Raw genomic sequence first — 12,658 nt, 5'->3', positions numbered from 1 at the left:
AAAAATGAAAGCAATCAATCTTTTACTTATTGGTCTGGCCTGCCTGTTGAGCGTTTCAGCGGTGGCCCAAAAGCTGCTACCGTACTCGTTCCAGCATCAGGCCGATTCGTCCGACCACAAAACACTTCGGTTCCTGACGCAGGTAACGCAGCCAAACACGACCTTTCTTAGGCTGTATTTTACGGGTACTCAATTGAGCGAAGGCAGCTATCTGGTGCTGGAAGGTGCCGACGGTGCCCGGCAGGAACTCAGAAAGCAGGACCTCGAAAACTGGCACTACAGCTCGGCCTACTTCAACGGCCAATCGATCAATGTATCGCTTTTTGCCGCTCCCAGCGACCGCAACACGGTGCGCATTTCCGAAGTCAGGGTCACCGACCCGCAGGTCGGACAGGCGCGGAATGCCCAGCGTAGGGCAAAAACAGGCGGTACTACTGTCCAGACAACAAGTGCCACCTCGCCAGACCTTACCGAATATCCCTACTCCAAAGCAGTGGGGCGGTTTACCAACGGCAGCGATTCCTACGGAACGGGCTGGATTGCGCCCAACGGCGCCATTGTTACTTCCTACAAGGTCGCCTTTCAGGTAAACAGTGAAGGGTACGACGTAATTGAATTTAACATCCCCGCCTCCGATGGCGCCACCGTCCAACATCCCACCCCTCAGGACCAATACCCAGTAAAAGACTGGGACAAAAACGGATTTAAAACCTTTGCCTTTCATGGTGCCTCGGCCACCGAGGTCAACAGTGCAGGATGGGCCGTTCTGGAAGCGCTTCCGAACGGTACCGGACTGCGGCCAGGCGAACGCCAGCAGGAATATTTTCGCGTAGCAACCAACCCTAGCAATTACATCATCGACGCGATGGGCGATGTACCAGTCGATCTGTTTCACTACGGCAATGATGCCTATGATTTACTACAAGGGAAAACCACATACCGGACCCTGCGCCTGACCCAAACAGCCCTGTTGAAGCAAAATAGCTACCTGGGACTCCGTGACGGAGTCTCAACTGACCGTGACGTATTTGTGTTGTACAATATGCCTTTTTTTCTCCAAAGCCACGAAGGTGCTCCCGTTGCCTACGCGGGTTCAAACGTAGCCATTGGAGTACACGACGACATTCCAGAGGATAATCCCGCCTACGGCTTGGGCTTCCGGGACGACGGCTTCCGAAATGGCCTTGCCAGTTTCTTTTCCAACAATTCCGTGTACGTCGACCCCGAAGGCCTTTACGATCCTGGTACTGGGGAGATTCACAAACCGTTCCGTACCGAAAACAAAGCGGCCAGCGATGCCCCCGTCGGGGCGCAGGTGTACTTCGCCCGGGGCGATTACTACGGTCCATCCACTTTCAACCGGCCTATGACCCTGCGGGCACCCGTGGGCACGGTCAGGATGGGAGTGCCCTTTTCCTCGGCTCGCAAGGCTGCCGGGCCGACCATCTCACCGCAGTTGTTGGCGGAAGGGTCTTCTTCATCGTTCGTTCGGGAATCGGCGGAGGACCGCCAAGTAATGGCATCCCCCAATCCATTTAAGGAGCAGACCGAAATCAACTACCCCTTTGCGGTGGGAGGGCCCGTATCGGTGCACATATTCAACATGGCCGGCGTGCCCGTCGCTACGTTCACCCCGAATGACGCAGCATCGGGTCAAAAAGGGGTGCAATGGAACGGCACGGACCGGCACGGAATGCCAGTACCAGCTGGGTTATATTTAGTGAAGGTAAACTTTGGGAATCAGACCTATACGACCAAAGTGCTGAAAAACTAAGCGGTGCAGGAGGAGCCGTGCCTATGCGGCTCCTTTATGTCTTGCGATTCCAGAACCAAACTAACATAAATCCTTATATGCTATCACCATGAATGTTGAAGTCAAAAAATTGACAGGTGATGAAGTGGAGCCATTTATTGAACTGATTCACCTGTTCCGGGACGTTTTAGAAACCGACATGGTAACGAAGGCCCAGCCCGAACACTTGTGTCGCCTGTTGGCCCGTTCTGATTTTATTGTTTTCGTCGCCCGGTTTGCCAATCAGGTTATTGGTGGTCTAACTGCCTACATCTTACCTCAGTATCATTCGGAAAAGCCAGTGGTTTATCTGTATGACATTGCGGTTGGTACAACCTATCAGGGGCAGGGTGTTGGTACGAAATTACTAACGCAATTGATGAAATACTGCCGAAATCTGGGTATGGAGGAATTGTTTGTACAGGCAGATAGGGAAGACAGTCAGGCCATTGACTTTTACCGGGCAACTGGCGGTACGGCCATACAAGTCATTCAATTTACGTACCTATTGAATGAATAACTCAACCGAAGCAGCAAGACGGCAGAATTATTTCCAGTAGGAATAGAATGGGATGAAAATAAATTTGATTCATAACTTTTTGTATTCTTCAAATCACTAAACAATTACAAAATGAAAAGAATGATGAATAACTTAATTGCAGTTGTTATTTTGGGAACCGCTCTGGCGGGGGGAGCACTTGCTCAGTCTCCCTCGACAGGGTCATCCATAAAAACGGAGAAGGTGCAGATGGCGGTGGTCGAATTTACACCAGAACCAAACGCATCGGGGATGACGACCGAAGCCAAGCGGCAGCTTCAGGCCAGCATCGCGTTCCGACTTATGAAAACCAATCGGTTTCATGTCGTAGATGTAAGACACACGAGGGAGGCATCACAAGCCGATTTAGTGGCAGTGAACGGTGCTTCGACGGCGGCGGCAGTAAGGGTCGGCAAGCAGCTCGGTGTCAGTTATGTATTGACGGGCACCGTCGTCGAATACAACACGAAAGGCTCCGCCACACTCAAAACCCGGCTCGTTGAGGTCGCGACCGGAAAGGTCAAACACACTGACGAGCTGTCGCACCAAAGCCCGAAGGAAATGCGCACTGGCGGAGATGTTGAAATGAAAACTTACGTACTGCTGCCGATAACGCTAAGGCTGGCAGAGACGCTTACGGCAGAGATACTTTGACCCTTCGTATGTAGTCGGGTTTGTGGAGGATGGCTTCCGCAGCGATCGGGCACGGTTCTTTTCTGCCAAAACTGATTACCTTAATCCCGAATATCTATACAACCCGGCTACTGGCAAGATTCACAAGCCTTATCTCACTGTACAGCAGTCGGCCTGGCACTCACCCATAATTTTGATGTGTATTTCGTCCGAGGTATGTATTATATTATGGGTGCGGTCCTGCCGATGCTAATTTCAGGACGATACATCATGTCTTGTCCTGTACAAACAAACGCGGGTTTGATAATACTTTTTTGACTTGCTTTACCCAATACCCAAAAATAACCCAAAATAGACCGATTCCGTCAATAAAACTTGTATAGTGATCAAAGTATAATTAATTTTAAAAATCGTTGATTAAACCTATACAAATGCTGATCGGTTACGCCAGAGTCTCCACCAAAGACCAAAATTTAGAATTACAATGGGATGCCCTCACCAAAGCGGGCTGCGAAATGATCTTTCAGGAAAAAGCCTCGGGCATCAAAGCCGACCGACCTGAGTTGGAAAAGATGATGAGTCAACTTCGGAAAGGAGATGTGATTTGTATTTACAAGCTCGACAGGTTGGGTCGCTCCCTGAAAAATCTGCTGGAGCTGGTGGCTGAATTTGAAAAACGGGGAGTGGGTCTGCGCAGCCTGACCGACTCCATTGATACCACTACGCCTCAGGGGCGATTGGTGCTCAATATTTTTGCATCATTGGCCGAGTTTGAAAGAGACCTGATTCGGGAGCGAACCAAGGCGGGATTGGAAGCTGCCCGCGCCCGGGGGCGAAAGGGCGGACGACGCAGCGGGCTATCGGCCGAAGCGCAGAAAAAAGCGATGTTGGCCGAAATGTATTACAAAGAGGAAAAATTAGGCGTGGATGAAATTGCCAAAACGGTGGGCATTTCCAAAATGACGCTGTACAAATATCTGCGACTGCGGGGCGTAAAAATCAGTGCTTATGCTAGTAAAATTAACCCAGGCCCTAATCATCCGTAGTACCTCAATCCTTTTTATATGGCTTCTTTCACAAATGACGATTCAAGCCCTGAACAGGCTAAGATTGAACGCGTATTGAGACTGATCAGTTTACTTAAAGACCGTAAACGAACCGTTCCGCAATTGGCCCGGGCCGTCAATACTTCACCGCGCTCCCTGTATCGGTACCTAAAACTGTTGGAAAAAATAGGTTATCATCTGGAAAATGATGAGCAAAATCGCTACTGGATTTTTGAAGGAGAAAGTTCAAAAATAAACTTTACGGTAGAAGAAACGGCTTTACTCCGTCCTTTACTGGCGGGACTGAAGGTGTCCGGCCCGCTCTACGCCAGTATTGAGCGTAAGATTTACCTGACCTCCGAACTCGTGCCTCTGGCGTCGGAGCTGCTGGACCTGCGCCGGGCCCGGATCGTTTCGCAACTCAACGACGCTATCAAAGACAAACGCCGGGTGCGGCTATTGCGCTATCATTCTTCCAATTCAAACACTACCACCGACCGACTGGTGGAGCCACTGAGTTTTACCGACGATTTCTCCACCCTCAATGCCTACGAACCGGAAAGCCAAAAGGTAAAGACCTTCAAAGTGAGCCGGATGGAAGATTTGGAGGTGTTGGCAGAACTTCAGGAAAACGAGCTTCCCGGTCCCGAAGTGGATATTTTCGGGTGGACCGGGCCAGAACCGATCTTCGTGGAGTTGCAGCTTACTTCTACAGCCTATCAACTCCTGATGGAAGAATACCCCGCCGCCCGTCCTTTTGCGGGACGCACCTCATCGCCGCCGTTTGCGTTTCGGTTGGGTGTGGAAGTCCGTGATTTTACAGGAATCGGGCGATTTATTTTGGGCCTGCACCAAAACATCGCAGTCGTACAGCCCCAAGGGTTAAAGGACTACCTGAACGGGATTGTGGCGGGGATGCGGTTTTGAGTAAAATCCATTAAGTCGGTTTTACAGAAAGCCTTGTGTTTGCGATTTATCCGAGTAATTTTGCAATTATAATAAGAAAATTACTCGAATAATGATTGAAAGAAGCGCTAAATTTCACATAGAACAATCCCTTGATATATTCCCGGCCGTTGGAATCGTTGGAGCGAGGCAGGTGGGTAAAACGACCCTGGCAAAGGTCATTGGACAGGAAAGTCAAAAGGAAGTGATCTATTTGGATTTGGAAGACTTTCGTGACTACCAACGGATTGAGGTGGATCCTCTCCTGTTTTTTGAGCAACATCAGGACAAAACCATTATTATTGATGAAGTTCAACGAATGATGACGCTTTTCCCGATGCTGCGATCAGCGATAGACCGCTACCGGGTACCTGCCCGCTTTATCTTATTGGGTTCCGCTTCGCCAACCTTTTTAGCCAAAAGTACCGAAACTCTGGCAGGACGTATTGCGTATTGTGAACTGACCCCCGTCAGTTTCAGGGAAGCGGTTGCGTTTGGGAAAACCCTGGAGCAACATTGGACGAAAGGCGGTTTTCCAACGGCCCTGCTGCTTCCCAAAGATGAACAATGGCGACTCTGGCAATCAAATTTTTTAAAAACTTACGTCGATAGCGATTTACGGCTCTTAGGCTTAAATGCTCAGCCCTTGACCATCAGTCGGTTACTGCGGGTGCTTTCAACCGCCAATGGAAAAATGGTCTCTTATACCGATATTGCCAATGTGATGGATCTGGCTTTGCCTACGGTAAAGAATTACCTGGACTTTTTAGAAAACTCATTCATTATCCGAAGACTCTATCCCTACTTTACGAATCTGGGCAAGCGTTTGGTAAAGACTCCAAAGCTTTATTTCAGAGACAGCGGTATGCTGCATCAGTTACTCAATATCGGCAGTTATACGCAATTGTTGGATCATATTGAAAAAGGAGCTTCGTGGGAAGGCTACGTCATTGAGCAGATCACGAGTCAGCTTCATGAGAGTGCCATCCCGTATTTCTACCGAACGCAGCACGGGGCAGAATTGGATCTGGTAATTGAAATGAACAATCTGATTGTGGCCACCATCGAGATCAAGCTTTCCGACTCACCTTCTCTGAGCAAAGGTAACCATCAGGCGGTCGTCGATTTGAAATGTGCAAACAACTTTATTCTTACGTTTTCGGCGGGAGATTATGCGCTGAATTCGCTGTGGCACGTGTGCGACCTGAATACCATTTGGAAGCATTTGGACAAATTGGGGCTGTTGCACCATCCATAGTCTTCTTACAACACTGCCAATCACTATCACCTACGCCTTCAAACTCGACAAATCCACCCCTTTCAGAACGACCTTCACCAAATACTCCGTTTTGGCCTATGCTGATTCTTCGAGGGTGTCGAATTGACGGTCAAGGGGGTGTTTGGGGTGAGTATATGGTATGGGGTTTCATATCGAAATCATCTAATTCTAACCTGCTTTTGATTATTTTCAAGATATTTTCTATAAGCTCTTGATATTAAGCCTTATTCCGCATAGCTTTGTAAGGTTTTAAGACAATTTATCTATTTCAAAATTCAAATGAATTGAAACAGACAGTTTATTCTATGTAAAATTCTAATCCAACAAAATACGGATTGTAGAAAAAAGGCCAACTGCTAATACAAAAGCCTAGGAAACTTCGTAGCAGTTGGCCAACCATAACAAGTCAAAACACAAAAGTTATGAGACCCAAAAATACACAATTTTCAGGACAATCGGGAGAGATTGATTCTGAACCGCTTCTTCATTTTGCGCCCTTCTTTTGCAAAGATTGCATTCATAAGACCTTCGTCGACCGAGAAAATTGGTGCCACATCTGTAACCAACAATTAGAATAACCTATCGGTTACAACAAAGCTCTATCCGTTTGATAACTTTCCTGTATGTTTTTTTGGCTGTGTCATTAGTTGTCACTGAGAGTCACGATATTGCCCACGTTTTCAAAAACAAGTGAATATTCCATGAAAAAAATCGAATTCCCGTACTGCAATAATGTCTTTTTGGATAATGGCATTATTGGCCTATATAAATATCTTTTGAAAGATGAAAGCCTTGAGAAAGGGACTCACTTTGATTTGGAAGAAAAGCGTCTTTGGGTTGAGCACGATGCCCTTTTTGAATTGTTAGAACGCACTTATTACACAATGGGGCGTGAAGTGTATGATACCTATACTCAAAAGCAAGAGGACGAGAAAGGCAATCTATATTTTAGAGTCAATAATAAAATGGAAATGATTGGTGAACCAGTGTCATTTCCAAAAATGAACACCTATGGTTTTACTGAATTACTCACTAATAACGCACAGGGTGTTACCACCAAAGAAACTAACACATTAAAGTTTGCCGAAATCGAAAAGAAGTATCCGGCTTTATCAGTACAAATCAAAGACGAATTTGAGCAACGAAAAGTCAAGTTGTTGAGTAAAATATACCTTAATGAAAGATACACCAAACTCACACGGCTTGAAACACCTACCAAAGCCCATTTTGACGAAGGAAGCCAAACTTGCTACCTGACAGGGAACAAACGAAAAAAATTGGTAGATGCCCAAAATATATCACCATTCTTTTCGGGGCTTACCAATTTTAACTCTTTACTAAGCACCAACGACAAGAAAATTTGTTGGGAGGCACTTTATTTAAGTCGTTTTTCTGCGGTAACCAGTTTGTATCAATATCCTAACAAATTGCGGGATGCGCTAAATGTCTATTTCGTCTTTTCTAATAACTTGTTAAATCTTGATTTTTTGATTTCGCAACGTTTTATGAGCCTGATAAAAGATCAGGATTCACTAAAAATAAATGAGTATCTGGCCAATTTTCCGCGTAGTGAGGAAGATAAAAAGGACATCTATTTAGGTAAATCCAATGACTTTGTAGGGGTAAATGAAACACTGTTCTTCTTAATACACTGCCTCTATAAAGAAGTATTGCGTACAAAACCTCAAATAAATCAAAGTGAATTTAGGCGTACAATCCGTAATAAACCTGTCGGCTTAGTATCTATTCGGGCTGAGGCATTTGCATCTACAATGCGTCCAAAACAATTTGAGTACGTTACTCACTTCTCATTTGTAACCGAATTATTATATCACTTAGAAAAGGGGGGGGTAAACTGGCGAGATATTGTTCAAAGCCTCAAAATTCTAAAACCGTCGCTTGGTCAAAATAAAAACAGGTACGAATTGGAAAGACAATTCCGTGAACTTGTCTTGGGCAAAGTAATAAAAGCGAAAAGTATACTGGTAGATATGGAAGGCTTTTTTGATGATTGTTACGGCTATTTACTCGACTCACTCAACGACCCGTTGAAAGCAATAGGCTATAAACGATACAACGACCTTTTGGATTTTGTAACTCTATACGAACGTATCATAAACCATAAAATAATGACTGACAAAGAATTACAGGAAAAAGCCATTAAGCTCGGTGCACAAATCGGGCAAGGCATTCTAAGTTATGGGGAGACCCCCGAACGTAAAACAAACGCAAGGCAAGGGCGCAAATACATTATCTCCTTACGAAAAGCGAATCAATACGACCGTTTTCTACAGGAATTAGCACGTATCCAATCACGCTTTACTCTCAATTATAGCCGTGATTTTTTGGATAGTATTGACGAGGAACGTTTTCAATGGGTTCGTCAATTCGTCATTATCTCAGCACTCAATCAAATCAATGTGGAATTAAGTCCCAGAAAACAAGATTCAAACCAATCTACAAAATGAAAACTAATAGCCTCACAATCACATATTTAGCCAAAGTATCATTCGCCAGTCTCAACGGTGGTGACAAAGAAGTTGATAACATTAACACCATTAAAAAAGTAACGCTCGAAAACGGCGATCAACTTCCTTACATGTCAGCGCAGGCAGTACGCCGCGCCCTTCGTGACAAATTACAGGAATTAGGATGGTCTGTTTCTCCTGTCGGCGAAAGCAGTGAAGATAAAGGAGCTGCAAAAACAGCGGGTGAAGGAGGGAAGTTTATTGACGATGATCTTTTTGGATTCATGGACGCTGCAAAAGCTGGTACGTTTGTGCGTACCTCCCCCGTCAGAGTTGAAGCGCTACTGGCATTAAATAAGTTTCAGGAAGACCTTGATTTTGGTACTAACTACATGGCCAAAGATTCAGGAGGGAATCCTAATATTTTTGAAACAGAAATCCACTCAGGCATTTACCGTGGCACAATACTAATTGAACTTGACCGCGTTGGAGAGGAACTAAAAGGAGCAGGCAAAAAAGAGTTCTCAATCACGAACGAAGACAAAGCCACAAGAGTGAATGCGTTGATTGACGCCTTTCAAATGTTATGGAGCTCAGGGCGGCAATCTCGTTTTTTAGCTGACATTTCGCCCAAGTTTGTAGCCGCCGCCCTAATGAAATCTAAGAACCCTATCTTTTTAGAAACTCTAAAAATCAAACGTGACGGTCAAGTAGATATAGAAGCCCTGAAAAGTGTGACAAACGATTACGCTCCGTTTATTGACCAATCGGTATTTGCCACTCAGGAAGGAGTCTTTACCAAAAATGATGATACCGTAGTAAGTTTAGGTGAAGGATTTGCGACTATGAAAGGGTGGGTTAATTCATACTACGGTGTTTAAAATAATAAAACTATGCTTCATTGCGTAATCGAAATTCGGTCTGTAACAGCATCGTTTCGTAACCCTGAATTTCAAAATTTTCATAAATCATTTCGACTGCCTCCGCCAACTACCCTGATAGGTTTGGCGGGGGCTGCCCTCGGGTTAAGTCCTAAATCGGCTCAAGATTTTTTTGAAAAAGACTCTTTTCGAGCAGGAGTTAGAGGGATTGCAAGTGGTATGGCGCGTGATTTATGGAAATATGATACACTACCCGGACGAAGTGTAATTACTCGGGAGATTCTCATGGATACCCATTATTGGATTGTATTTGGATGCGAAAGTCAAGAAACAATTCATCAAATTAAGGCTGCTTTCGACAACCCTGTATTTGCCTTGACAATGGGTTCAAGTGATTCATTGGCAAAAATTGTAAAAACAGAACTGATTGAATCGGAATCAGAAAGCAATGAGTTGGAAAATGCCTTGGTAGAAGATGACATCATTCCGCTTGTTCTTGCACAGGCATTAAAGGGAGGAGAGTTTTCATTTGGAGTAAATGACTCAGATCCAATCGCCTATCAGTTACCGACAAGATTTGCTTACGAGTCTGATTACGGGGTTAGAAAGATTGCGGCTCGTAAACTTTTCTCATTTATCGGCCCCAAAGTAACATTTAAGGACGAAGTATTTAGAGGGGTTCATTTCGGAGATGTTTTCATTCCAACATTTACTTTATGAAAGACAATTTTTTACCTCATATTCTGGCTAAATCGAAGCCAGAAGATAACCCTGAAACGTTAGTTCAACACACAGATAAGCTAATCGACGCCTGGTCAGAACTACGGAAAAGATATGATTCAGTTTTAAATAAGGATGAACGTTTTTGGTTTGATAGCTTTATCGCTATCATCTTTCATGATTTCGGTAAACTATCACAAAATTTTCAGGAAGTTTTACGTAAAGCATTAAAGAGGAAAGCTTTATACAAGCTTGAACCACTCCGCCATGAGTTTTTATCGGGTATGTTATTAGCGTATCATACAGTAGTTGAGTTTAGAAAATGTCAGGATTTACAACCCAATTATTCGCAATTATTTGCCGTACTAACACATCATAAGAATTTCACTACTTCTCTTTTTGATGGAGATAAGTTCGTTAAATGGACAATTCATCAAGCAGATTTTGAAGAGTTTATAGAGTATGCAAAGGCACGAATTACGGAGCATTTCACCAATCAGGGAGTTTATTTACAAGACATTAGCTATGCTTGGAGAATTCTAAGTGAAAATCAGGAAAACCTCGAATTACAGTACAGCGATAAAGATGATATTGTAGAGGAAACAACTTTTGGATTCAAAAATTCGGGAGGATACGAACATAGATTTGATTATATTCTCCACAAATCCATATTAGTAGCTTCTGACTGGTCAGCATCGGGGCATCGTAATTTAGAAGAACCTTTATCCTATACTCATCAAAATATCTTCGATAAAGTTAAAACAAGAGTTGGTGAGCGTTTTAAAGGTTTCCGGCAGTTTCAAAATATAAGTTCTCAAACAAAGGGAAATGTTTTGGCAATTGCTCCTACTGGAAGTGGCAAAACAGAAGCTTCGTTACTCTGGGCAGCCGACCGCCATCATGATTTTCAGAGAATTGTTTATTTACTTCCCACACGAGTAACCGCCAATGCGCTTTATAAGCGTATGGATAACTATTTTGGCAAGGCATCAAATGGAAAGGATGATTATGTCGCAGTAGTTCACTCCTCAGCCAAGCTGTTTAGGCAAGAGTTAGATGAAAAATATGACGATTTTAGCTATTTGAGAGAATCCTCTTTTTTTAAATCTGTTACAGTTGGCACGGTTGACCAAATGCTTACTCAAGGCTTTAACGTTGGTTGGTGGGAACTCAAAACGTTTCATTTATTTCGGGCAAAGGTTATTATTGATGAAGTCCATGCGTATGCCCCTTATACGCTGGGTCTTATCATTTCAAGTATCCAATACTTGCGAAAAAACTTCCAAACCGAGTTTTACATTATGACGGCTACGATGCCGAGTCAATTGCGAGATTTATTAACAGAAGCCTTGGGAGGCAAAGAAAATGTTACATTAATCCCTGATAATGAGCTGCTTAATAAAAAAGGAAGAAATGAGTTTCGCATTTTAGACAAATCAGTTACCATTGATACATTAAAGCCTGAAATAGAGGAACGTCTTAAAAAAGGGAAAAAAATACTTTTGGTTGCAAACACGGTTGATGAAGCCATTCGATTGTATGATGCTTATAAAGGTTTTGATAGACTCTGTTACCACTCTCGCTACATTGTAAAACATCGAACCGAAAAAGAAAGACTTATTGAGCAATATGAAACCGATAAAGAAGGGGAAGGTTTCTTATTAATTGCAACTCAAGTAGTTGAAGTGTCTTTAGATATTGATTATGACTATCTCTACACAGAAAATGCACCGATTGATGCTATTATACAAAGAGCAGGACGTATTAACAGAAAACGTGATGAATCAAAAGAAACAGAAATAATTGTCTTTTGGCATCGGGAAGTGAGTGAAAAAATTTATGAAGATGCTGAAATCCCTCTTAAAGTTTTAGAAACAACGTATAACAAATTACGTGAACGAGTAGAACAAAAAAAACGGCTTTCCGAACAGGATTTGATTGATTTGGTTGAAAAAGTATATTGTAATTGGAAAATTGAGACTCATCCGAGTTACCAAAAAGGTCTAAAAAAACACGAGGAAATCATTAAAAACTTCTGTGCTTACGTAATGGATTTCGACGAAGACAAAGAAAATGTATTGACCCGCGAAGGATTGGATACTGTAACAATAATTCCTTGGTGTTTTAAGGACATGCTTAAAGATGCCAATTCAAAAGAAAAGTCAAAGTACGAGGTTTCAATCCAAAAAAAGGTGTATCAAATAGTTCGGGGAAAAGTAAAACGTTTTACCGATAATGATGGCTTCGAATATCTTAACGTACCTTATTCATTTAAAAAAGGAGTTAGTTTTAGTAAAAAGGAAATAGAAGCATTGAATCCAAAAGGTGAAGACAAATTAGCCTTCTGTTTTTAAAA

At 43.5% G+C, this 12,658-nt stretch carries 10 protein-coding genes; all 10 read left to right on the top strand.

Going from position 1 to position 12,658, the window contains the following annotated elements; genetic code table 11:
- The first annotated feature begins 4 nt into the window (after positions 1-4).
- The 10 genes from DR864_RS29255 to cas3 all read left to right on the top strand — a co-directional run bounded on the left by DR864_RS29255 (position 5) and on the right by cas3 (position 12,656).
- Positions 5-1,774 (top strand): T9SS type A sorting domain-containing protein, encoded by a 1,770-nt coding sequence (locus DR864_RS29255; protein ID WP_114070691.1) that lies wholly within the window; start codon positions 5-7, stop codon positions 1,772-1,774.
- 88 nt (positions 1,775-1,862) lie between these two features.
- A complete protein-coding gene (locus DR864_RS29250) occupies positions 1,863-2,312 on the top strand; it encodes a GNAT family N-acetyltransferase (protein WP_114070690.1) in 450 nt (149 codons plus the stop codon).
- A 111-nt stretch (positions 2,313-2,423) separates the two neighbouring features.
- Positions 2,424-2,984 (top strand): hypothetical protein, encoded by a 561-nt coding sequence (locus DR864_RS29245; protein ID WP_114070689.1) that lies wholly within the window; start codon positions 2,424-2,426, stop codon positions 2,982-2,984.
- A gap of 410 nt (positions 2,985-3,394) precedes the next feature.
- Entirely contained in the window at positions 3,395-4,009 is a 615-nt protein-coding gene (locus tag DR864_RS29240; RefSeq protein ID WP_114070688.1) for a recombinase family protein, read from the top strand.
- An 18-nt stretch (positions 4,010-4,027) separates the two neighbouring features.
- Positions 4,028-4,936: a helix-turn-helix transcriptional regulator gene (locus DR864_RS29235; RefSeq protein ID WP_114070687.1), complete on the top strand. Its 909-nt coding sequence runs from the start codon at positions 4,028-4,030 to the stop codon at positions 4,934-4,936.
- A 91-nt stretch (positions 4,937-5,027) separates the two neighbouring features.
- Positions 5,028-6,212 (top strand): ATP-binding protein, encoded by a 1,185-nt coding sequence (locus tag DR864_RS29230; protein WP_114070686.1) that lies wholly within the window; start codon positions 5,028-5,030, stop codon positions 6,210-6,212.
- 722 nt (positions 6,213-6,934) lie between these two features.
- The gene (locus DR864_RS29225) at positions 6,935-8,701 is read left to right on the top strand and encodes a hypothetical protein (RefSeq protein ID WP_114070712.1); all 1,767 of its coding nucleotides are present in this window, start codon (positions 6,935-6,937) and stop codon (positions 8,699-8,701) included.
- Positions 8,698-9,582, top strand: coding sequence for a type I-B CRISPR-associated protein Cas7/Cst2/DevR (gene cas7i / locus DR864_RS29220; protein ID WP_114070685.1), 885 nt, complete (start codon positions 8,698-8,700; stop codon positions 9,580-9,582). The genes DR864_RS29225 and cas7i overlap by 4 nt, the downstream gene beginning before the upstream one ends.
- Before the next feature lie 12 nt (positions 9,583-9,594).
- Positions 9,595-10,302 (top strand): CRISPR-associated protein Cas5, encoded by a 708-nt coding sequence (cas5, locus tag DR864_RS29215; RefSeq protein WP_114070684.1) that lies wholly within the window; start codon positions 9,595-9,597, stop codon positions 10,300-10,302.
- Entirely contained in the window at positions 10,299-12,656 is a 2,358-nt protein-coding gene (gene cas3, locus DR864_RS29210; protein ID WP_114070683.1) for a CRISPR-associated helicase Cas3', read from the top strand. The genes cas5 and cas3 overlap by 4 nt, the downstream gene beginning before the upstream one ends.
- Positions 12,657-12,658: the final 2 nt, after the last annotated feature.

It is taken from the genome of Runella rosea, from assembly GCF_003325355.1.
Taxonomy (GTDB): Bacteria; Bacteroidota; Bacteroidia; order Cytophagales; family Spirosomataceae; genus Runella; species Runella rosea.
This window is presented reverse-complemented; position numbering and strand designations above follow the sequence as displayed.

Coding starts and splice junctions, on each gene's coding strand:
- DR864_RS29240 (WP_114070688.1), top strand. CDS start 3,395: ATGCTGATCGGTTACGCCAGAGTCTCCACCAAAGACCAAAATTTAGAA.
- cas3 (WP_114070683.1), top strand. CDS start 10,299: ATGAAAGACAATTTTTTACCTCATATTCTGGCTAAATCGAAGCCAGAA.
- DR864_RS29250 (WP_114070690.1), top strand. CDS start 1,863: ATGAATGTTGAAGTCAAAAAATTGACAGGTGATGAAGTGGAGCCATTT.
- DR864_RS29230 (WP_114070686.1), top strand. CDS start 5,028: ATGATTGAAAGAAGCGCTAAATTTCACATAGAACAATCCCTTGATATA.
- cas5 (WP_114070684.1), top strand. CDS start 9,595: ATGCTTCATTGCGTAATCGAAATTCGGTCTGTAACAGCATCGTTTCGT.
- DR864_RS29255 (WP_114070691.1), top strand. CDS start 5: ATGAAAGCAATCAATCTTTTACTTATTGGTCTGGCCTGCCTGTTGAGC.
- DR864_RS29235 (WP_114070687.1), top strand. CDS start 4,028: ATGGCTTCTTTCACAAATGACGATTCAAGCCCTGAACAGGCTAAGATT.
- DR864_RS29245 (WP_114070689.1), top strand. CDS start 2,424: ATGAAAAGAATGATGAATAACTTAATTGCAGTTGTTATTTTGGGAACC.
- cas7i (WP_114070685.1), top strand. CDS start 8,698: ATGAAAACTAATAGCCTCACAATCACATATTTAGCCAAAGTATCATTC.
- DR864_RS29225 (WP_114070712.1), top strand. CDS start 6,935: ATGAAAAAAATCGAATTCCCGTACTGCAATAATGTCTTTTTGGATAAT.